A 19134-nucleotide genomic window follows, 5' to 3' on the forward strand; every position below is an offset into this window, starting at 1 on the left:
GAGGGTTTCAGGCGGGCACGGCCGGCGCGGGCGACGCGCCGGGGGCGAGGATCCGTTCCACCGCGTCGGCCATGTGCGCCTCGAGCACGGCCGCCATCAGCTCGGCGTCCCCGTCGCGGACCGCGTCCCGCAGCTCGCGGTGCTCGGCGATCAGCGCGGCCGCCGGTGGGAGGGTCTCCTGCAGGGCGGCAAGGCACATCCGGGTCTCGACGAGCAACGTCTCGGCCATCCGGTGCAGCCGCGGGCTGCCCGACGCGGCCACGAACTCGGCGTGGAAGGCGTGGTCGGCGTCGGCGAGCGCGACGGGGTCGTCGGCGACGGCCTCCATCCGGGACAACGCGTCGGACAGGCGCTCGGCGGCGGCGGCCCGGTCACCGGCGAGCAGCAGCAGGCCCGCGGCGCGCTCCACGGCGGCGCGGGCGGTGTACACGTCGCGCACGTCGGCCGCGTCGAGTTCGCGCACGAAGAGCCCCCGGTGGCGCTCGCTGTGCAACAACCCCTCGGCCACGAGCCGCTGCATCGCCTCCCGCAGCGGTCCCCTGCTGACACCCAGCGCGGCCGCGAGCTCGACCTCGCCGAGCTGGGTGCCGGGCGGGAACGTGCCACGCATGATCGCTGTGCGGATCCGGTCGGCGACGATCGCGGCCGTGGATCGTCGTTCGACGGGCTCCATCTCGCTGAGGTCCAAGTGATCTCCCTGATCAACCGGCGAAGAGCGCACCGAAGCCGGGCCGCGGGGTGTCCGCGCCGGCGAGGCGCAGCCCCTGCCAGATGCTCACCTGGTTGGCCGTGAGCACTGGCTTGCCGACCCGGGCGTCCAGCGCGTCGAGCAGGCCGACCGTGTGCAGCGCGGTGTCGGGCAGCAGCACGGCCTGCGCGTCCGAGTGGTCGGCCGCCGCCGCGAACTCCAGCACGGCCTCGCGCGGCAGGGTGCCGACCTCGGCCGCGGTGATGATCCCCTTGGCCGAGAGCGAGAGCACCTCGATCCCGGCGGTGGCGAGGAAGGCGACGAACCGCTCGGCGACGTCGTCGGGGTACGTCGCCCCCACCGCGACCCTGTCGACGCCCAGCCGCGCGCACGCGTCGACGAACGCGAACGACGTGCTCGACGCCGGCACGCCCGCCACCGCGCCCAGCGCCTCGACCTGGGCCGTTGCGCCGTCCCAGCCGAAGACGAAGCTCCCGCTCGTGCACGCCCAGACCACGGAGTCCAAGGAGTCCCCGAGCGTCCGCACGCCGTCGGCCAGCACGTCGTCGCCGCCGATGTCGAGCAGCGCGTCGACGCGGTGGGCGTCCTCGCGCATGAGCGTGTGCACCAGCGGCAGCCGCGGTCCATCGAGCAGCGATTCAGCCAGCGGATAGTCGTCCTCGGCGGAGTAGCCGGGGTAGAGGATTCCGACGGTGGGGGTGGTCATGCGGCTCCCGGTGTGAGGTGGTCGTGGCTGGCGAGGAGGCTCCCTCCGCCGACCGCATCGCGGCCCATGGCGCGGAGGGCGGCCCACATGGTGACCTGGTTGGCGGTGAGCACGGGCTTGCCGAGCGCCTGCTCGAGGGGCTCGATGAGGTCGTAGGTGGGCACGTTCGTGCAGCTGATGAACAGCGCCTCCGCCGCGGGGTTGTCGGCCGCGCGCACGATCTCCACGACCTCCGAGTACGTGACCCGCCAGATGTTGCCGAGCAGGCCGAGGCCCTCGCTCGACACCGTGGTGACGCCGTGCTCGGCGAGGTAGGCGACGAGCCGGCGCGTGACCGGTTCGACGTACGGGGTGGCGATCGCCAGCCGGGACACGCCGAGCGCGTGCAGCGCGGAGATCAGCGCCCCCGACGTGGTGCGCGCGACCGGGGCGCCCGCGTCCTCCATCGTGCGGCGCAGCACCTCCTCGCCGGTGGCGCCCTCCACGAAGCTGCCGGACGTGCACGCGTAGATGACCACGCCGGGTTGCGGGGTGAGCACGTCCCGGGTGGCCCGGCGCACGGCACGGCGGTCGCCGCACGCCACCGCCATCTCGACGGTGACCGGTGTGGTGAAGAACGGCAGCCGGGTGAGGTAGAGCGACACGTCCTCCGGCGCCCATCGCCACAGCTCGCGGTCGAGGGCGAAGTCGAACGGGGCGACCACCCCGATCCCCTGCTGCTGGTCCGGCTCGGTGAGACCGACCGAGAGCTCGGTGGGCACGGTGGCTACCCGAGCCGCTCGTACACCAGGCGCTCGCCCACGCTGCCGGAGCGCCAGACGTCATGGCATGCCTCGGCCATCACGTCGAGCCCCTCCGTGATCGAGGCGTAGACGTTGCCCGGTACCCAGCCGACGTCCCCGTTGATCAGCAGGTTGTTGCGGCCGTAGAAGATCGCCAGGTCGATCCCACCCGAGTTCTCGTCGATCCCCTGGTCGGCCTTGAACGCGCTGTCCAGCATGCCGCCCCCGAAGTCGAACAGCACGACGTCCCCGGGTATCGGCGTGACCGTGGGGTTCTCCCGGCCGATCTCCGCGAACCGGGGCACGATCGTGTACACCTCGTTGCGCGCGTACTTGGCATGCTGGGCGTCGCCACCCAGCGGGCCGGTCTCGAGGGCGCGCCACACCGCTGCGGTGGTGCGCGGCGCCTCCTTCTCCAGCAGCTCAGCCACGCAGGACACGCCACGACGGGCGAGGCTGATGCGGAGGAACTTGGACATGAGGCCGCTCCCGGCGTCAGAGGGGGGTACCGCGGCGCCGCGGATTGTTGACAATAGTACGAGCGCTTCCTAGCGTGTCAATCCTCGCCCCCTGCTCGGGAAGGTCCTCTCGAATTGCCCGTTCCCGCTGGTCAGCGAGGCGCTCCGCAGATCGCCGTATTGCACGGTGAGGACCGACCGCCGGGCCTCGTGCTCGACGGCATGCGCTTCGCGGCCGATGCCTCCTCGCTCGCCGATGCGCTGGCCGGCGCCGAGGTGCTGCTCGTCTGGGACTTCCTCTCGGACGCGGTGCGGGACGCGTGGCCCGCCGCCGACTCCCTGCGCTGGGTCCACACCGCGAGCGCCGGCGTCGACCGACTCACCTTCCCCGGCCTGCTCGAGTCCGACGTCACGCTGACCAACTCCCGCGGCGTGTTCGACCGGCCGATGGCCGAGTACGTGCTCGGGCTGGTGCTCGCGATGGCCAAGGACCTCCCCGGCACACTCGCAGCGCAGGCCCACCGCGAGTGGCGCCACCGCGAGACCGAGCCGATCACCGGACGCCGCGCCGTCGTCGTCGGAGGGGGTCCGATCGGACGCGCGATCGCGGGGCTGCTCGGCGCCGTCGGGATGGACGTGGAACTGGTCGGGCGCCGCGACTTCGACGGCCTGCCCGGCCTCCTGCCCGGCGCCGACTGGCTCGTGCTCGCCGCGCCGCTCACCGACGCCACCCGCGGCATGCTCGACGCCACCGCGCTGGCCCGGCTCCGCCCGTCGGCCCGGGTGATCAACGTGGGCCGGGGGCCGCTCGTCGTCGAGCCGGACCTCGTCGACGCGCTGCGGGACGGGCGGATCGCGGGCGCGGCCCTGGACGTCTTCGCGCACGAGCCCCTCCCCGCCGACTCGCCGCTGTGGACGCAGCCCGGCGTGATCGTCTCGCCGCACATGTCCGGCGACCTGATCGGCTGGCGGCAGGAGTTGGTGGAGGTGTTCCGCCACAACCTCGCCCGCTACCGGGCGGGTGAACCACTGCACAACGTCGTGGACAAGACGTTGGGCTACGTGACGACCGGAGGTGGGACGTGACCGCCGACCTGACCGCGACCGAACTGCTCGCGGCCTACCGCACCGGCGACCTCTCGCCCATCGAGGCCACCGAGGCGGCGCTGCAACGGATCAACCGGCACGACCCGGAGGTGAACGCGTTCTGCCTGGTGGACGCGGACGCCGCGCTGGGCGCCGCCAAGGAGTCCGAGGAACGCTGGCGGCGGGGGGAACCGGCCGGTGCGCTGGACGGCGTGCCGATCTCCATCAAGGACATCCTGCTCACCCGCGGCTGGCCCACGCTCCGCGGCTCACGCACCGTCGAGGCGAGCGGGTCGTGGGACGTCGACGGGCCGCACGTCGCGCGCGTCCGCGAGCAGGGTGCCGTGCTGCTCGGCAAGACGACCACGCCGGAGCTGGGTTGGAAGGGTGTGACGGACAACCCGCTGACCGGCGTCACCCGCAACCCGTGGGACCCCACGCGGACGGCGGGCGGCTCGTCCGGCGGCAGCGCGGCGGCCGTCCTCCTCGGGATGGGGCCGCTCTCCCTCGGCACCGACGGCGGTGGTTCCGTGCGCATCCCGGCCGCCTTCACCGGCACCACCGCCCTCAAGCCCACCTACGGGCGCGTGCCGCACTTCCCGCCGAGCCCGTTCGGCCCGCTCGCCCACGTCGGCCCGATGACCCGCTCCGCCGCCGACGCCGCGTTGCTGCTCGACGTGCTGTCCGGCGCCGACCCGCGCGACCCGTGGGCGCTCGCCCCCACCGGCAGCGCCGTCGCCGCGCTCGACGCGGGTGTCGCCGGGCTGCGGATCGCGGTCAGCCCCACACTCGGCCACGTCGACGTGCACCCAGGGGTCGCGGCGGCGTTCGCGGCGGCGGTGCGGGTGTTCAGCGAGCTCGGCGCCCACGTCGAGGAGGCGGATCCCGGCTTCACCGACCCGATCGAGGCGTTCGAGACCCTGTGGTTCAGCGGCGTGGCGAAGTCGATCGAGCACCTCGGGCCCGAGCAGCGCGCATTGATGGACCCGGGCCTCGTCGCCGTCGGCGAGCAGGGCGCACGGGCGTCGGCCGTGGACTACCTCACCGCGATGGCGGTGCGCAACGAGCTCGGCACCCTCATGGGCGAGTTCCACACCCGCTACGAACTGCTGCTCACCCCGACGCTGCCGATACCGGCCTTCGAGGCGGGGGTCGAGGTGCCCGGCGGCTGGCCACAGGAGCGGTGGACGACGTGGACACCGTTCACCTACCCGTTCAACATGACCCAGCAGCCCGCGGCGAGTGTGCCGTGCGGCTTCGCCGAGGACCTTCCGGTGGGCCTGCACATCATCGGCCCGCGCCACGCCGACAACGCGGTGCTGGCCGCGGCCGACGCGTTCCAGCAGGCGACGGACTGGCACACCCGCCGCCCCTGACCCGACGAGGGCTCAGGTGGCGTCGGGGTCGACCGGGGGGACCTCGTTCTTCGCCAACCGCTCCGGCGCGGGCGCAGGCGGCGCGGGCTTGGTGAGGTTCGGGGTGTAGCCGTTCGGCTTGGGCGGGTCGTCGTCGAACAGGGTGCGGGTGACGGCCGTGCGCGGGTTGAAGCTCCGCAGGCCCCGCAGTTCCTCGAGCGGCTTGCGCAGCTCGTCGAACTCCGGGCCGAGCTCGCCGCGCAACTGCTCGCGCGCGCCCGTGGCGTACTCGCGGACCTGCCGGACGGCCTTGCCGGCCCACGCCGCCGCCGACGGCAGCCGCTCCGGGCCGAGGATGAACAGGCCGGCCACGATCAACACGAGGATCTCGCCCCAGCCGACGCTGTCGAACACGTTGTCAGCCTACGTGTTGTCGGCGGCTAATCCGAGCCCAGGACGACCGACACCGTGAGCGGGCGGCCCTCGCGGATCAGCTGGACCTCCACCGCGTCACCGGGGTTGTGCTCCCGGTAGGCGACGACGAGCTCGTCGGCGCCCGCGATCGGCCTCCCGGCCACGCGGGTGATCACGTCACCTTCGAGGATGCCGGCCGCCTCCGCGGCCCCACCCTGCTGGACGTTCTGCACCTGGGCGCCGTCGGTGGTGCCGTCGCTGACCGAGCGGGCGTTGACACCGATCTCGGCGTGGGTGACGGTGCCGGTGCGGATCAGCTCCTCGGCGATGCCGCGGGCGTCGTCGATCGGGATGGCGAACCCGAGGCCGATCGAGCCGCCCTCACCCATCCCGATGCTGCGGATGGCCGTGTTGATCCCGACCACGGCGCCGGTGGAGTCGACGAGGGGGCCACCGGAGTTGCCGGGGTTGATCGCCGCGTCCGTCTGGATCGCGTCGATCACCGCGTTGGTGTCGGTGCCGGACCCGTCGAGGCGCACCGGGCGGTTCACCGCGCTGACGATGCCCTCGGTCACGGTGCCGGCCAGGCCCAGCGGCGAGCCGATCGCGATCACCCCGTCGCCGACGACGAGCCCGCCCGACGACCCGAACGTGGCGACCACCGGGTTGGCGACCTCCACCTTCACGACGGCGAGGTCGGTCTTCGGGTCCCGCCCCACGATCTGGGCCGCGGCGCGCGTGCCGTCGTGGAAGATCGCCTCGATCTGGGCGCCGGTGACCTCGGCGGCGGGTGCCACCACGTGGTTGTTCGTGAGGACGTAACCGGACGGGTCGATGACAACGCCCGAACCGGTGCCGCCCTCGTCGCCCACCCGGACCTCGAACGAGACGACGGCGGGCACCGTGCGGGCGGCGATGTCGGCCACCGAGCCGGGCGGCCGCTCCCGGCCGGGGACGGTCTGCGTGATCGTGGGATCCGGATCGGTGAGACCCGCGGCTCCCTCGGCCGTGAAACGACCGACCATGCCACCGGCGGCACCGATGAGCAGCGCGACCACGGCGAGCACGGCGAGCGCCCGCGGGTCGACCCGGCGGCCGAACAGCAACTCCCGCAGGCTGAGCCGGGCGCCCTCGCCGCGGACGGGCTCGCTCGTGCCTCCCGAGGCGGCCGCCGGCGGGCCCAACGCGGCCGGGCTCTCCGGGTCGCGCCACGGGTCGCGCTCCGCGCCGTCGTTCCAGAAGGAGTCCTCCCCCACGGCGCCGTTGCCCGACCCGTTCTCCTGCGGGCGCTGCAGCGACGGAGCCGACGGGTCGGGCCGGCCGAACGCGCTGGCCAGCGCGGCAGGCGGCGGGGCGACGAGCGTGGTGGACTGCGCCGCACCGTTGGGTTTGGCGGCGCCGTTGCGGTGGGCGGCGAAACCGCCCTCGACACCGCCCGGGCGGCCGAACAGCGCAGCGGCATCGGGATCGACGGTGGGGCGCTCGAGCGGTCTCGGCCCGAGGCGCGGCGGCTCGGCGTCACCGGGGGAGGTGTCGGACTGCTGTGGGAGCTCGACCGTGCGGTCCTCACCAGGGCCCTCGGTGCCGTCTCCTCGCTCCGCCGAGCTCGGCTCGGCGGGGGTGTTGGGATCGCTCATCCCTCGGCGGACTCCTGGGCTCTGCGGACCGGACCCCCTCAGCCTGCCTCAGCGGCGGTGAAGTTCGGGTAACTAGCGCGGCTGCTCGCCGTCGATCGGCGGAGCGGAGGTGGGCGCCGCCGACGGCGGCGCGCTGGTGGCCGCCGCGGGCTGCGGGGCGGGGGCCAGCTGCAGGCGCGCGTCGACCGGGGTGGCCGCGCCGCCGATGATCGGACGGCCGGGGATGTCGGGATCGCCGGGGGCCGGTGCCGCGGACCCGCTCACGGCCGCGGGTGCGGCGAAGGCGATGGCGCCCGCGGCGAGGCCGGACACGGCGACGCCGGTGCCCAGCCACATCCTGCGGTGCGTGCGGTCACCGTGCGGCGCGGGCGCGTCGGCGCGCGGCACGCGCTCGGGACGCAGCACCGAGACGAACTGGCCCTCGGCGGTGACGGCGAGGCCTGCCGGCGGGGCCGGGAGATCGGTGTCCTGCGGGATCGAGCGCAGGCTCGAGAGCAGGGAGGACGGAAGGCTGGGGCAGTCTGCGGTGCGCAGTGCGGCGCGGGCCTGGCCCTGCGCGACGACCTGGGCTGCGCACTCGAGGCACTGGGCGAGGTGCTGGGTGGCCCGCAGGTGCGGGCCCGCGGCGAGCTCTTCGTCGACGTACGCGACGATGGCGTCGGACGACAGGTGATCATGGCCCCAGTCCGGGGTGGTCACCGAGATGCGCCAACGCCCTGAACTCACCCGTGTACCTCCTCGAGCTCCGCGCGGGCCGCGCCCCGGCGGCGCTCGAGCGCGCTGCGCAGGGCGGCACGGCCGCGGTGGATCCTGCTCCTCACCGTACCCAGCTTCACGCCGAGCGTCGCCCCGATCTCCTCGTAGGACAGGCCCTCGACGTCGCACAGGACGACCGCGGCCCGGAACTCCGGCGGCAGCTCGTCGAGCGCGGCCTGCAGCTGGGGGTCGAGGTGTGTGTCGGAGAACACCTGCTCCGGCTGGGGCCCGCTGCCGGGGAGCCGGTCGGTGTCCTCGGGCAAGGCCTCCATGCGGATGCGGGAGCGCCGCCGGACCATGTCCAGGAACAGGTTCGTGGTGATCCGGTGCAGCCAGCCCTCGAACGTGCCCGGCTTGTAGGAGGCCAGGGAGCGGAACACCCGGACGAACGTCTCCTGGGTGAGGTCCTCGGCGTCGTGCGGGTTGCCGGTGAGCCGGTAGGCGAGGCGGTAAACGCGGTCCGCGTGCTCGCGCACCACGTCATCCCAGCTCGGTGGGGTCCAGCCGGCCTCCTCACCGGGCAGCAATGCGCTGCTCGGCAACGTGGCTGAGCCTTCGCTCATCGTCGGGTCGCACCTCCTGCGGCGGGTCGTGCCTCTGGCCAACGGAGCACCGGAGCTCAATGTTCCCGGCCCTCCCACGATCGACGACCCCGACCGTTGAGGACCACCGTGCCCGACGCCCGTGAAACAGGGGTGAGAACCGGCTGAGAGGAGCCTGATAGAACGGGCCAAGTAGCCTTCCACCTCATGTGGGTGCCGGACACCGCCACAGATCTGTGGGCGCTGCGCGACCACGTCGCATCCTACCTGGCGGAGGACGACGTGCTCGGTTCCGCACGGGCAGAGGCTGAACGGTCCGGCTGCGTCCCCGTCGGGCCCGATGCCGGTGCCGGTCTGCGCTTCCTCGCGGCCGCGATCTGCGCACGCGCCGTGGTGGAGATCGGCACCGGATCCGGCGTCAGCGGGCTGTGGCTGCTGCGCGGCATGGCTCCTGACGGCACGCTGACCTCGATCGACGTCGACCCGGAGCACCAGCGCGCCGCCCGGGGGGTGTTCCTCGCCGCGGGCTACGAACCGGCCAACCTGCGCCTGATCAACGGGATGGCCCTCGAGGTGCTGCCCCGGCTCACCGATGCGGTCTACGACATGGTGTTCGTCGACGCCGGACCGGCCGACTACCCCCGCTACCTCGATGAGGCCGTGCGCCTGCTGCGCGACGGCGGGATCGTCGTGTTCGCCGGCGTGCTCGGCGCGGGCGTGGTGGATCCGGACGCGTCCGACGCGGGCACGGCGGGGCTGCGCGAGGTGAGCCGATCGGTCCGCGAGGACGACCGCCTGGTACCGATGCTCCTCCCCGTCGGCGACGGCCTGCTGGCCGCGTTGAAGACGGGCTGACGCGCGGTCGGATGCGGTCCGATTGGACGAACGGCACGTTCGTCCATACCTATCGGACGAGAGTGCCGTTCGTGCAAGGTCACCGGGCGCGAGTTGGTGGGGGTGGCGCGATTCTTGGGTGCGCCTCGCGTCGATACGTGGGAGATGTCGCTCCGGGAGGTCCCTCGACCGTCGCGGGTTCAGCTCGGGAGCGCGCGTGGGGATGTGGCGCGTCGCGCGTTGCGGCACGGACGGGGCCGGGTGGAGAACGACCGAGCATGTGGGCGCGCGGCGAGATGCTCGTCTTACCTCCCGGACCTGCGTACGAGCACGTCACCTGGACGGCAGGTCGACTGCGTGTGGTCACCCTGCGATCCGGGATCGGGACCACAGGATAGTGGCGTGGGCACCCGGCAGTGACGGTCTCGTCGAGGACGGGCGTGCCTCCGCGTCGGGGACGGCCGCCCACGTCACCACGGGGTTCGGTAGTTCCGCCCACCGGGCCATCTCGCCCGGGGAGGGATCGACGCGGGCGGGTGGACTGCACGGACGGCCCGGAGCAGCCCGCGGCGGCCGTCCGGCGCGGGGTGTCGGGAACGGCGCGCCAAGCCGACGCCTTCATGATCAGGTCGACCCCACGTGTCTCGGATCGAGATCGACGCTCAAGGAGTCGACATGACCATGAACTCCGGGACGTGATCGCCGCGGGATGCCGCCCAGCGCCCCGGACAGGGCGATCCACCGCAACTCGGACCGATCATGCGACCTTGATCGCCGCGAGACCACCCTGAACGCCCCCGCAAGGGCGGGATTCCCGCATCTCGGATCGATCACCACACGCGCCGACCCGCGCGAGCCCCGGCCCCGCGCTCCCGGGACTGCTGCCCGTTGCACGAGCGGCACGTTCGTCCATACCTATCGGACGAGAGTGCCGTTCGCCCAACGGGTTGCCTTGCTCAGAGGGCCGTGGCGCCCTTGCCCAGCACCACCACGCCGCCCTGGCTCACCGTGTACCGCGCGCGGTCCAGCCCGAGGTCGACGCCGACCAGGGCGCCGTCGGGGATCACGACGTTCTTGTCGAGGATCGCGCCGCGGACGATCGCGCCACGGCCGACCCTGGTGCCGGGCAGCACGACGGAGTCGGACACCTCGGCCCCGGCCTCGACGCGCACGTTCGGGCTGATCACCGATCGGCGCACGATGGCCCCCGAGATGATCGTGCCGGCGCCGACGACCGAGTCCTGCGCGATCCCGCCCTCCACGAACTTGGCCGGCGGCAGCGGGGCCATCGCGGTGCGGATGGGCCAGCGCTGGTTGTACAGGTTGAAGATCGGATGCACCGACACGAGATCGGTGTGCGCCTCGTAGTACGCGTCGATCGTGCCGACGTCGCGCCAATAGCCCGTGTCGCGGTCGGTGGCGCCGGGCACGACGTTGTCGGCGAAGTCGTACACGGCGGCGTCGCCCTGCGCGACCAGCCGCGGGATGATGTCGCCGCCCATGTCGTGGTCGGAGTCGCCGTCCTCGGCGTCGGCCCGCAACGCCTCGAGCAGCACCTCGGTGGTGAAGATGTAGTTGCCCATCGAGGCGAACGTGACGTCGGGGTCGTCGGGCACGGCCGGTGGGTCCGAGGGCTTCTCGAGGAAGTCCGTGATCTTGCCCCCGGGCTCGGAGTTGATCACGCCGAACGCCTTGGCCTCGGCCCGCGGCACCCGGATACCGGCGACGGTGACGCCCGCGCCGCTCTCGATGTGCCGCGCGAGCATCTGGCCCGGGTCCATCCGGTAGACGTGGTCGGCGCCGAACACGGCGATGTAGTCGGGCCGCTCGTCGTAGACGAGGTTGAGGCTCTGGAAGATCGCGTCGGCGCTGCCGGTGTACCAGCGCCTGCCGAGCCGCTGCTGCGCCGGGACCGTGGTGATGTACTGCCCGAGCACGCTGGACAGGCGCCATGTGGTGGAGATGTGGCGGTCCAGGGAATGGGACTTGTACTGCGTGAGCACGCAGATGCGGTGCATCCCGGAGTTGACCAGGTTGGACAGCACGAAGTCGACGAGGCGGTAGTTGCCCCCGAACGGCACGGCCGGCTTCGCGCGGTCGGCGGTGAGCGGCCACAGCCTCTTGCCCTCACCGCCGGCGAGCACCACCCCCAGGACGTTGACCCCCAGCGCAAGGGGTGACGCAGGGGCCATCCGCGCCCCCGTCATGGCGTCGCCCCGATCCGGGCCGGACCTACCGGCAGCGTCGTCACGGGCCCGAGACTAGTGCCCCAAAACCGTGCCGGGCCAGCAGAGGTGTCGGGTTGGGCGGGTGATCCGGTCGCCCCGCGCGGCAGCCCCTCCGATGGCCTACCGTTCGCGCGTGCGCATCGGCCTGCTCACCCGCGAGTACCCCCCGGACGTCTACGGCGGGGCCGGGGTACACGTCGGACACCTGGCGCCCGCGCTGCGCGAGCTGGTGGACGTCGACGTGCACTGCTTCGGCGAACCGCGGGACGCGCCGGACACCTACGCCCACCAGCCGCCGCTGTCACTTGACGAGGCGAACCCGGCGCTGCAGACCATCGGCGCGGACCTGTCGATGGTGGCCGCGCTCGGCGGCGTCGACCTCGCCCACTCCCACACCTGGTACGCCAACATGGCCGGGCACCTCGCGAAGGTGCTGCACGGGGTGCCGCACGCCGTCACCGCGCACTCGCTCGAACCGCGCAGGCCGTGGAAGGCCGAGCAGCTCGGCGGCGGGTACCGGCTGTCGTCGTGGGTGGAGCGCACCGCGTACGAGGCGGCGGACGCGGTGATCGCGGTGAGCGCCGGCATGCGGCAGGACGTGCTGGAGTGCTACCCCGCGCTGGACGCCGACCGGGTCCACGTCGTGCACAACGGGATCGACACCGCCTTCTACCACCCGGATCCCGCACGTGACGCCGTGCTCGCCGCGGGCATCGACCCGGACCGGCCGAGCGTGGTCTTCGTCGGGCGGATCACGCGGCAGAAGGGGCTCTCGCACCTGATCGCGGCGGCCCACCACATCGACCGCGACGCCCAGATCGTCCTGTGCGCGGGGGCGCCGGACACCCCGGAGATCGCCGCCGAGACCGAGGCCGCGGTCGCGGAGCTCAGCGCCACCCGGTCCGGCGTTCTGTGGGTGCGTGGCATGCTGCCCACCACGGCCGTGCGCCAGATCCTGTCCGCAGCCACCGTGTTCGTCTGCCCGTCGGTCTACGAGCCGCTCGGGATCGTCAACCTCGAGGCGATGGCCTGCGGCACCGCCGTCGTGGCCTCCGACGTGGGCGGGATCCCGGAGGTCGTCGCCGACGGCGAGACGGGCCTGCTCGCCCACTTCGACGAGCACGGGGTGGACGCCTTCCGCACCGATCTCGCCGCCGCCGTGAACGCGCTGCTCGCCGACCCCGGCCGTGCCGCCGCCATGGGCGGGGCGGGCCGGGCGCGGGCGGAGCGGGAGTTCAGCTGGCGGCAGGCAGCCGCCCGCACCGTGGAGATCTACGAAGCCCTGCTCTGAGCCCGGGCCTTCACCCGTGCCCGGTGCGCGGCCACGGCCGAGCGGTTGGCGCAGGCGGACGAGCAGTAGCGGCGCGCCGCGTTGCGGGAGGTGTCGGCGAACACCTTGCCGCAGCCGTCCGCCGCGCAGCGGCCGTGCCGGGTGACGCCGTACTCGGACACGAGCATGGCGAGGGCGAACGCGGTGGTGGCCCGGATGCGGTCGACGAGGCCGGCCTCCGGCGGGGAGTAGTGCAGGTGCCAGCCCTCGCCGTCGTGGTTCGTGAGGTGCGGCTCGATCCGGACGTCGACGAGCAGCGCGTTGGTGGCGGCGGCGGCCTCGGCGTCGCTCGTGACGTCGAAGACGGTGCGCAGCCGGCGGCTCCAGGCCCGCAGCGCCGGCTCGATGCCGTCCGGCGCGTCGAGCGCCTGGTAGGCGTGCGCGACGAGGACCGCCCGGAGCTGGTCGGGCACCCGGCCGTCCGGGTCCTCGATCACCGCGTTCACCAGGTCGACGGCGGCGCCGAGGGCGTCGCTGCGGTAACCGATGAAGTCCATTGGGTTATTACTACCACAGGCCTACCGTGTAATGTGTCAAGCATCGACGGTTATTACCGAGGGGAGAGCGCGGCGATGCGGTGCGCGCGGTGCGGGTGGCCTGGCGACGAGGCGAGGGTGCTGTCCACGCACCACACCTCACAGGGGTGGGTGCGGTACCGCCGCTGCGTGTGCGGGAACGTGGCGATCGAGCTCGTGACGCTCGGCCCGGCCGCGGGCACGCGGGTCGAGCCGCTGCGCGAACCGGCGGGGAGCGCGCCCTGGTTCGGCAGCCGTCGGCTGGTCGTCCACACGGACGAGGTAGACATCAGCGGTTTTCGATCTTGAGCGGAGCCCGCTCACGTCTACGTCGAGCGTGTGGATGAAATTGCCCGGTCCGTTGAAGCGATATCGACCACGCCTCACCCAGCGCGAGGACGGGCGGTCGCACCGGCCACCCACGATCTCGACGTCGGCCATCGTGGTCGGGTCCCGAACGACGAACGGCACCGACAGACGGCGATGCCGTCCGCGGTGCCGTTGGTCGGTACCGGTGGCCCCGGGATCCGGGGCGTGTACCTTCAGCCGGAGGCGGCCTTGAGCGCGTCACCGAGGTCGCTGGCTTCCTCCGCCGACATCTCGACGACCAGGCGGCCGCCACCCTCGAGTGGGACGCGCATCACGATGCCCCGACCCTCCTTGGTCACCTCCAGGGGACCATCACCGGTCCGGGGCTTCATCGCCGCCATCTCCTGCCTCCTCCGTCGTCGTTAGTGGCCAGAGCCGTTGGCATCGCGGGGTTCGTTGCCGCTGCGCGGGGCGTAGCGCGCGGCGAGGATGCTGGGAACATCTTTCCTCATCCGACGGACAGGGGTGCAACCGGAGCGATCAACCATGCAGGTCGTTCACCGTCCGCAGTCAGGAAGTCGCTGCCCGCCAGCAGTCGGCGACGTGATCATCCACCATCCCCGTGGCCTGCATCAGGGCGTAGCAGGTGGTCGGCCCGACGAAGCGCATTCCCTGCCGTTTGAGCGCGCGGGCCATCGCCACCGACTCCGGGCTGGTGGCCGGGACGTCGGCGAGCGTGGCGGGCCGCTCATGGGTGGCCGGGTCGGGCGCGAACGACCAGAGCAGCCGGTCCAGCGGCTGCTCGAGCGTCAGGACGGTGCGCGCGTTGTGGATCGTGGCCTCGATCTTCGCCCGGTTGCGCACGATCCCGGCGTCCCCGAGCAGCCGCTCGACGTCGGAGTCGTCGAACCCGGCCACCGCGGCCGGGTCGAACCCGGCGAACGCGGCGCGGAACGCCGGGCGCTTCCGCAGGATGACCAGCCAGGACAGGCCGGACTGGAAGGCTTCGAGGCTCATGCGCTCGAACATCGCGGTGACGCCGCGCAGCGGGCAGCCCCACTCCTCGTCGTGGTAGGCGACGTATTCGGGCGCGGAGCCGGCCCAGCCGCAGCGGGCTCGGCCGTCAGTAGTGGGCTCAGGCACCGGATCGGTATACCGCCTCGCACTGACGCTCCATCCGCCGCATGGAGAACTCCACCCCGGCGCGGAACGCCGGCCGCACCAGCGGCCAGCCGAGTGCCCCCAGCCGACCGAGCGGCAGGTCGAGCAGCTCCGACCAGCTGAACCGGGAGCGCTCAGCACCGAGCGGCGACACCTCGAACACGCCCTCCCCGCGCACCACCGGCCCGAGGTGGCGCACCACGCAGCGGCGCGGCGGCGTCCACTCGACGACCTCCATGCGGTCGGTCACGGCGAGCGGGCCGACACCCGTGACCGCCTCCAGGGTGGCGCCGAGCCGCCTCCCGTCGCCCCCGCTCGTCGGGCGGACCCGGGTGCCGAGCATCCACTCCCCCTGGCCCGCCCAGTCGGTGACCTTCCGCCAGACCGTCTCGGCCGGCGCCGCGACGTCCACCGGCACCGTGAGCTCGACGCGGGTCACCGCTCGCCCTCCGCCGTGACACCGGTGCCGGGCGCGGCCGCCGCGAGCGCCGACTCCAGCTCCGCCACCCGGGCCAGCAACCCGTCGCGCTGCGCGCCCGTCCGGTCCAGCTGGTCGGCGAGCCGGGCGAGCACCCAGTCCACCTCGTCCATCCGGTAGCCGCGCAGGGCCTGCTGGAAGCGCAGCTCACGCACGTCGTCGCCGTCGACCTCACCGGCCGGTAGGCGGGTGGGCGTGGCGCCCGGCGGCAGTGGCGCCAGCTCCTCGCCACGCCCGAACACGAGCGCGGCCAGCCCGAACAGCGCGGCCCCGACAGCCGCGACGACCAGAAGGTAGATCAGCGCGGTCCCCACCCCGCCGATCCCATCACGGCGGCCCGGTCGATGCACGGCTCGGGGGTCGATCAGTGTCGCCGGTGGGGTTCCCGCCTCAGGGATCCACGGGCTTGGCGCACGCGTCGAGTGCCTCGGACACGTCGGTGGCGACGACGAGCCGGTCGAGCGCCTCCCGACGCACGAACCCCCGATCGCCCAGCCCGCGCACCCATTCGAGCAGCCCGGTGTAGTGCCCGTCGGGGTCGAGGAGCACCACCGGCTTGTCGTGCATGCGCAGGTAGCCCGCGGTCCACACCTCGAACAGCTCCTCGCAGGTGCCCACGCCGCCCGGCAGCGCGAGGAACGCGTCGGCGTGGGCCTCCATCAGCGCCTTGCGCTCGCGCATCGTCTCGACGACGAGCAGCTCGTCGGACTCGTGGTCGGCCCACTCCAGGTCGACGAGGGCCTGCGGGATCACCCCGGTGGTGCGCGCCCCGCCCGCCCGGGCCGACTGGCCGAGCACCCCCATCATCGCCGCGCGCCCGCCACCGGACACGAGCTGCCAGCCCCGGGCCGCGATCCCGCTGCCGACGTCGCCGGCGAGACGCAGGTAGCGCTCGGGCAGGCCCTCGATCGACCCGCAGTACACACAAACGGCCAGCGGCCCGGTCAATGCGCCTCCTCCCACGCTCGCCACGCCTCCTGCACGATCTTCACCGCGTCGTCCACGTCGTCGGTGAGGTGCAGCAGCGCGAGGTCCTTCTCGCCGATCTTGCCCGCGCCGAGCACGGTGTTCGCGATCCAGTCGTAGAGCCCGCCCCAGTACTCGCGGCCAAGCAGCACCACCGGGAACTTGGTGACCTTCTTCGTCTGCACCAGCGTGAGCGCCTCGAACAGCTCGTCGAGGGTGCCGAAGCCGCCGGGCAGGCAGACGAACGCCTGCGAGTACTTCACGAACATCGTCTTGCGGGCGAAGAAGTAGCGGAAGTTGATGCCGAGGTCGACCCAGTCGTTCAGGCCCTGCTCGAACGGCAGCTCGATCCCCAGGCCCACCGAGAGCCCGCCCGCGTCGGAGCAGCCCTTGTTGGCCGACTCCATCACGCCGGGTCCGCCCCCGGTGATCACCGCGAAGCCGGCCTCGGCCAGCGCGGTGCCCAGCGCCCGGCCCTGCGCGTACTCGAGGTGGTCCCGGGACGTACGCGCCGAGCCGAAGACGGTGACCGCGCGTGGCAGTTCCGCGAGCATCCCGAAGCCCTCGACGAACTCGGCCTGGATGCGCATCACCCGCCACGGGTCGGTGTGCACCCAGTCGCTCGGGCCACGCGAGTCGAGCAGCCGCTGGTCGGTGGTGGTCGGCTCGTTCCGCCGTTCGCGACGCAGCACCACCGGGCCGCGCAGTTTCTCCTCGGGGCGTCGCACCCCGTCCGTGCTCATGCCGGCCAGGGTAATGAGCGTCGGTTTCAGGCGAGGAAACGGCGGAGGACGTCCACCGCCTCGCTGATCTTCCGCGGGTCGACGTGCTCGTCCCGGGTGTGGGCGAGGTTCGGGTCGCCCGGGCCGTAGTTCAGCGCCGGGATGCCGAGGGCGGCGAACCGCGCCACGTCGGTCCAGCCGAGCTTCGCGGCGGGTTCGGCGCCGGTGGCGGCCAGGAACTCCTGCGCGGCGGGTTCGCCGAGGCCGGGCAGCGCGCCCGGCGAGAGATCGGTCAGGGCGACCTCGAAACCGTCGAACACCTCCCGAACGTGCTTCTCGGCGGCCGCCGCGTCCCGGTCGGGCGCGAACCTGAAGTTGACGGTGACCACGCACTCGTCGGGCACGACGTTGCCGGCCACCCCGCCGTCGATCCGCACCGCCTGCAGGCCCTCCCGGTACCGGCAGCCGTCGATGTCGACCTCCCGCGCGGCGTACGTGGCGAGCCTGCGCAGCACGGCCTCGGCCTTGTGCACGGCGTTGTCCCCCAGCCACGAGCGCGCCGAGTGGGCCCGCCGCCCGCGCACCGTGACGTCCACCCGCAAGGTGCCCTGGCAACCGGCCTCGACGGCGCCGTTCGTCGGCTCGCCGAGGATCGCGAGGTCGGCGCCGAGCCAGTCGCGGTGCTCGCGCTCGATCCGGCCGAGCCCGTTGCGCACCGCCTCCACCTCCTCGCAGTCGTAGAAGACGAACGTGAGGTCGTGGCGCGGGTCCGGGAGCGCGGCCGCGAGGTGGGCGAACACGGCGTCGCCCGCCTTCATGTCGGAGGTGCCGCAGCCGTGGAGCAGGCCGCCGGCGCGGCGGCTGGGGACGTTGCCGGCGATCGGCACGGTGTCGATGTGCCCGGCGAGCAGCACCCGCTTGTCCCGGCCCAGCTCGGTGCGGGCCAACACCGCGTGGCCGGACCGCTGCACCCGCAGGTGCGGGGCCTGCGCGCGCAGCGCCGCCTCGAGCGCGTCGGCGAGTGCGCCCTCGTCCCCGGAGACGCTGGGAACGTCCACGAGCGCGGCGCAGAGGTCGATGGGATCGGCGGAGAGGTCGAGCACACCGGCACGTTAGCGTTGGGACCGTGAGTACCGCACCGCGCATCGACGGGGCCTCCGGCACCGGGCTGGCCACCGTCACGACCGACGGCACCGTCCTGGACACCTGGTACCCGGCCCCGGCCATCGGAACCGGCGCCCCGGACGTCGCGGCGGACCTCGAACCGCTGGCGGGCGCCGACGACGCCCGCGGCGTGCGCACCGCCGTCGTGCGCACCGCGATCGCCTCTCTCGCCGACCCGCCCGCCGACGCCCACGACGCGTACCTCCGGCTGCACCTGCTGAGCCACCGGCTGATCGCGCCGCACGAGGCGAACGTGGCCGGCATCTTCGGTGTGCTCGCCAACGTCGTGTGGACCAGCCACGGCCCCTGCCCGGTGCCGGGCTTCGAGCTCACCCGCGCCCGGCTGCGCGCCCGCGGCCCGGTCACCGTGTACGGCGTCGACAAGTTCCCCCGGATGGTCGACTACGTGCTGCCCGAAGGCGTCCGCATCGCCGACGCCGACCGCGTCCGGCTCGGAGCCCACCTGGCCGCCGGCACCACGGTGATGCACGAGGGCTTCGTGAACTACAACGCCGGCACGCTCGGCGCGTCGATGGTCGAGGGGCGCATCTCAGCGGGTGTCGTCGTCGGGGACGGGTCCGACGTGGGCGGTGGCGCGTCGATCATGGGGACGCTCTCCGGCGGCGGCAAGGAGGTGATCTCGGTGGGCGCGCGCTGCCTGATCGGCGCCAACGCCGGGATCGGCCTCTCCCTCGGGGACGACTGCGTCGTCGAGGCGGGCCTGTACGTCACCGCAGGCACCAAGGTCACGCTGCCGGACGGGAGCACGACGCCCGCCCGCACGCTCTCCGGCCGCAACGGCGTCCTGCTGCGCCGCAACTCGGTCACGGGGGCGGTGGAGGCCCTGCCCCGCACCGGCGAGGGCATCGCGCTGAACGAGGCGCTGCACGCGAACTGAGGCCCTCGCGCAAGTTCAGGAAAGCCACATTCATGAACCTGCAGGACATGAATGTGGCTTTCCTGAACTTCCGGGGCCCGGCCG

General features: G+C 73.1%; 23 protein-coding genes. 6 read left to right on the forward strand and 17 right to left on the reverse strand.

What is annotated here, in order from left to right:
* Positions 1-7: 7 nt before the first annotated feature.
* The 4 genes from ACU436_RS23630 to ACU436_RS23645 are packed head-to-tail and all read right to left on the reverse strand — an operon-like array spanning position 8 to position 2676.
* The gene (locus ACU436_RS23630; protein WP_459028739.1) at positions 8-688 is read right to left on the reverse strand and encodes a GntR family transcriptional regulator; all 681 of its coding nucleotides are present in this window, start codon (positions 686-688) and stop codon (positions 8-10) included.
* Positions 689-701: 13 nt separating this feature from the next.
* On the reverse strand, positions 702-1415 hold the full coding sequence (locus ACU436_RS23635) for a maleate cis-trans isomerase family protein (protein WP_459028741.1): 714 nt from the start codon (positions 1413-1415) through the stop codon (positions 702-704).
* Positions 1412-2176: a maleate cis-trans isomerase family protein gene (locus tag ACU436_RS23640; RefSeq protein ID WP_459028742.1), complete on the reverse strand. Its 765-nt coding sequence runs from the start codon at positions 2174-2176 to the stop codon at positions 1412-1414. Before ACU436_RS23640 ends, ACU436_RS23635 begins: the two co-directional genes overlap by 4 nt.
* A 5-nt stretch (positions 2177-2181) precedes the next feature.
* Positions 2182-2676, reverse strand: coding sequence for a DUF3830 family protein (locus tag ACU436_RS23645; protein WP_459028744.1), 495 nt, complete (start codon positions 2674-2676; stop codon positions 2182-2184).
* A gap of 201 nt (positions 2677-2877) precedes the next feature.
* On the opposite strand from ACU436_RS23645, the gene ACU436_RS23650 reads away from it, so the two are divergent.
* Entirely contained in the window at positions 2878-3741 is an 864-nt protein-coding gene (locus tag ACU436_RS23650; protein WP_459029100.1) for a D-2-hydroxyacid dehydrogenase, read from the forward strand.
* Positions 3738-5117, forward strand: coding sequence for an amidase (locus tag ACU436_RS23655; protein WP_459028746.1), 1380 nt, complete (start codon positions 3738-3740; stop codon positions 5115-5117). Before ACU436_RS23650 ends, ACU436_RS23655 begins: the two co-directional genes overlap by 4 nt.
* Positions 5118-5129: 12 nt before the next feature.
* On the opposite strand, the gene tatB is transcribed toward ACU436_RS23655, so the two are convergent.
* From tatB to sigE, 4 genes are all read right to left on the reverse strand, one after another.
* Entirely contained in the window at positions 5130-5510 is a 381-nt protein-coding gene (gene tatB, locus ACU436_RS23660) for a Sec-independent protein translocase protein TatB (RefSeq protein ID WP_459028748.1), read from the reverse strand.
* A gap of 26 nt (positions 5511-5536) precedes the next feature.
* The gene (locus ACU436_RS23665; RefSeq protein WP_459028750.1) at positions 5537-7147 is read right to left on the reverse strand and encodes a S1C family serine protease; all 1611 of its coding nucleotides are present in this window, start codon (positions 7145-7147) and stop codon (positions 5537-5539) included.
* A 72-nt stretch (positions 7148-7219) separates the two neighbouring features.
* Positions 7220-7873 carry a hypothetical protein gene (locus ACU436_RS23670; protein WP_459028752.1) on the reverse strand — a complete coding sequence of 218 codons (654 nt, stop codon included), beginning with the start codon at positions 7871-7873 and terminating at the stop codon, positions 7220-7222.
* On the reverse strand, positions 7870-8466 hold the full coding sequence (gene sigE / locus ACU436_RS23675) for an RNA polymerase sigma factor SigE (protein ID WP_459028754.1): 597 nt from the start codon (positions 8464-8466) through the stop codon (positions 7870-7872). Before sigE ends, ACU436_RS23670 begins: the two co-directional genes overlap by 4 nt.
* A 186-nt stretch (positions 8467-8652) precedes the next feature.
* Here sigE and ACU436_RS23680 point away from each other — a divergent pair, with 186 nt between their 5' ends.
* Positions 8653-9300 (forward strand): O-methyltransferase, encoded by a 648-nt coding sequence (locus ACU436_RS23680; RefSeq protein WP_459028756.1) that lies wholly within the window; start codon positions 8653-8655, stop codon positions 9298-9300.
* Between the two features lie 935 nt (positions 9301-10235).
* On the opposite strand, the gene glgC is transcribed toward ACU436_RS23680, so the two are convergent.
* Entirely contained in the window at positions 10236-11471 is a 1236-nt protein-coding gene (gene glgC, locus ACU436_RS23685) for a glucose-1-phosphate adenylyltransferase (RefSeq protein WP_459028758.1), read from the reverse strand.
* Between the two features lie 169 nt (positions 11472-11640).
* Here glgC and glgA point away from each other — a divergent pair, with 169 nt between their 5' ends.
* Positions 11641-12798, forward strand: coding sequence for a glycogen synthase (gene glgA / locus ACU436_RS23690; protein ID WP_459028760.1), 1158 nt, complete (start codon positions 11641-11643; stop codon positions 12796-12798).
* Here glgA and ACU436_RS23695 read toward each other — a convergent pair.
* Positions 12780-13334 carry a CGNR zinc finger domain-containing protein gene (locus ACU436_RS23695; RefSeq protein ID WP_459028762.1) on the reverse strand — a complete coding sequence of 185 codons (555 nt, stop codon included), beginning with the start codon at positions 13332-13334 and terminating at the stop codon, positions 12780-12782. The two genes, glgA and ACU436_RS23695, sit on opposite strands and share 19 nt — an antisense overlap.
* Before the next feature lie 117 nt (positions 13335-13451).
* Between ACU436_RS23695 and ACU436_RS23700 the strand changes: the two genes are divergently transcribed.
* The gene (locus tag ACU436_RS23700) at positions 13452-13661 is read left to right on the forward strand and encodes a hypothetical protein (protein WP_459028764.1); all 210 of its coding nucleotides are present in this window, start codon (positions 13452-13454) and stop codon (positions 13659-13661) included.
* 233 nt (positions 13662-13894) lie between these two features.
* Here the strand turns inward: ACU436_RS23700 and ACU436_RS23705 are convergent, their stop codons facing one another.
* The 7 genes from ACU436_RS23705 to dapE form a co-directional block, all read right to left on the reverse strand.
* Entirely contained in the window at positions 13895-14062 is a 168-nt protein-coding gene (locus ACU436_RS23705; protein WP_084211001.1) for a DUF3117 domain-containing protein, read from the reverse strand.
* Between the two features lie 169 nt (positions 14063-14231).
* Positions 14232-14804 (reverse strand): DNA-3-methyladenine glycosylase I, encoded by a 573-nt coding sequence (locus ACU436_RS23710; RefSeq protein WP_459028766.1) that lies wholly within the window; start codon positions 14802-14804, stop codon positions 14232-14234.
* Complete coding sequence (locus ACU436_RS23715; RefSeq protein WP_459028768.1) at positions 14797-15261, reverse strand: SRPBCC family protein; 465 nt, start codon at positions 15259-15261, stop codon at positions 14797-14799. Before ACU436_RS23715 ends, ACU436_RS23710 begins: the two co-directional genes overlap by 8 nt.
* On the reverse strand, positions 15258-15614 hold the full coding sequence (locus tag ACU436_RS23720; protein ID WP_459028770.1) for a DivIVA domain-containing protein: 357 nt from the start codon (positions 15612-15614) through the stop codon (positions 15258-15260). Before ACU436_RS23720 ends, ACU436_RS23715 begins: the two co-directional genes overlap by 4 nt.
* A gap of 76 nt (positions 15615-15690) precedes the next feature.
* A complete protein-coding gene (locus tag ACU436_RS23725) occupies positions 15691-16248 on the reverse strand; it encodes an LOG family protein (protein ID WP_459028772.1) in 558 nt (185 codons plus the stop codon).
* Positions 16245-17009, reverse strand: a complete 765-nt coding sequence (locus tag ACU436_RS23730) for an LOG family protein (RefSeq protein ID WP_459028774.1) — start codon at positions 17007-17009, stop codon at positions 16245-16247. Before ACU436_RS23730 ends, ACU436_RS23725 begins: the two co-directional genes overlap by 4 nt.
* Before the next feature lie 26 nt (positions 17010-17035).
* Entirely contained in the window at positions 17036-18091 is a 1056-nt protein-coding gene (gene dapE / locus ACU436_RS23735) for a succinyl-diaminopimelate desuccinylase (RefSeq protein WP_459028776.1), read from the reverse strand.
* Positions 18092-18114: 23 nt separating this feature from the next.
* Between dapE and dapD the strand changes: the two genes are divergently transcribed.
* A complete protein-coding gene (gene dapD, locus ACU436_RS23740; protein ID WP_459028778.1) occupies positions 18115-19050 on the forward strand; it encodes a 2,3,4,5-tetrahydropyridine-2,6-dicarboxylate N-succinyltransferase in 936 nt (311 codons plus the stop codon).
* The last annotated feature ends 84 nt before the right edge of the window (positions 19051-19134 follow it).

The organism is Pseudonocardia wallangbongensis (genome assembly GCF_054486945.1).

What these genes read in the sequence shown, in the direction of transcription:
- ACU436_RS23635 (WP_459028741.1), bottom strand. Translation starts at nt 1,415, where the DNA reads ATGACCACCCCCACCGTCGGAATCCTCTACCCCGGCTACTCCGCCGAG.
- ACU436_RS23645 (WP_459028744.1), bottom strand. Translation starts at nt 2,676, where the DNA reads ATGTCCAAGTTCCTCCGCATCAGCCTCGCCCGTCGTGGCGTGTCCTGC.
- ACU436_RS23650 (WP_459029100.1), top strand. Translation starts at nt 2,878, where the DNA reads ATGCGCTTCGCGGCCGATGCCTCCTCGCTCGCCGATGCGCTGGCCGGC.
- ACU436_RS23665 (WP_459028750.1), bottom strand. Translation starts at nt 7,147, where the DNA reads ATGAGCGATCCCAACACCCCCGCCGAGCCGAGCTCGGCGGAGCGAGGA.
- sigE (WP_459028754.1), bottom strand. Translation starts at nt 8,466, where the DNA reads ATGAGCGAAGGCTCAGCCACGTTGCCGAGCAGCGCATTGCTGCCCGGT.
- ACU436_RS23680 (WP_459028756.1), top strand. Translation starts at nt 8,653, where the DNA reads ATGTGGGTGCCGGACACCGCCACAGATCTGTGGGCGCTGCGCGACCAC.
- glgC (WP_459028758.1), bottom strand. Translation starts at nt 11,471, where the DNA reads ATGGCCCCTGCGTCACCCCTTGCGCTGGGGGTCAACGTCCTGGGGGTG.
- ACU436_RS23695 (WP_459028762.1), bottom strand. Translation starts at nt 13,334, where the DNA reads ATGGACTTCATCGGTTACCGCAGCGACGCCCTCGGCGCCGCCGTCGAC.
- ACU436_RS23705 (WP_084211001.1), bottom strand. Translation starts at nt 14,062, where the DNA reads ATGGCGGCGATGAAGCCCCGGACCGGTGATGGTCCCCTGGAGGTGACC.
- ACU436_RS23730 (WP_459028774.1), bottom strand. Translation starts at nt 17,009, where the DNA reads ATGAGCACGGACGGGGTGCGACGCCCCGAGGAGAAACTGCGCGGCCCG.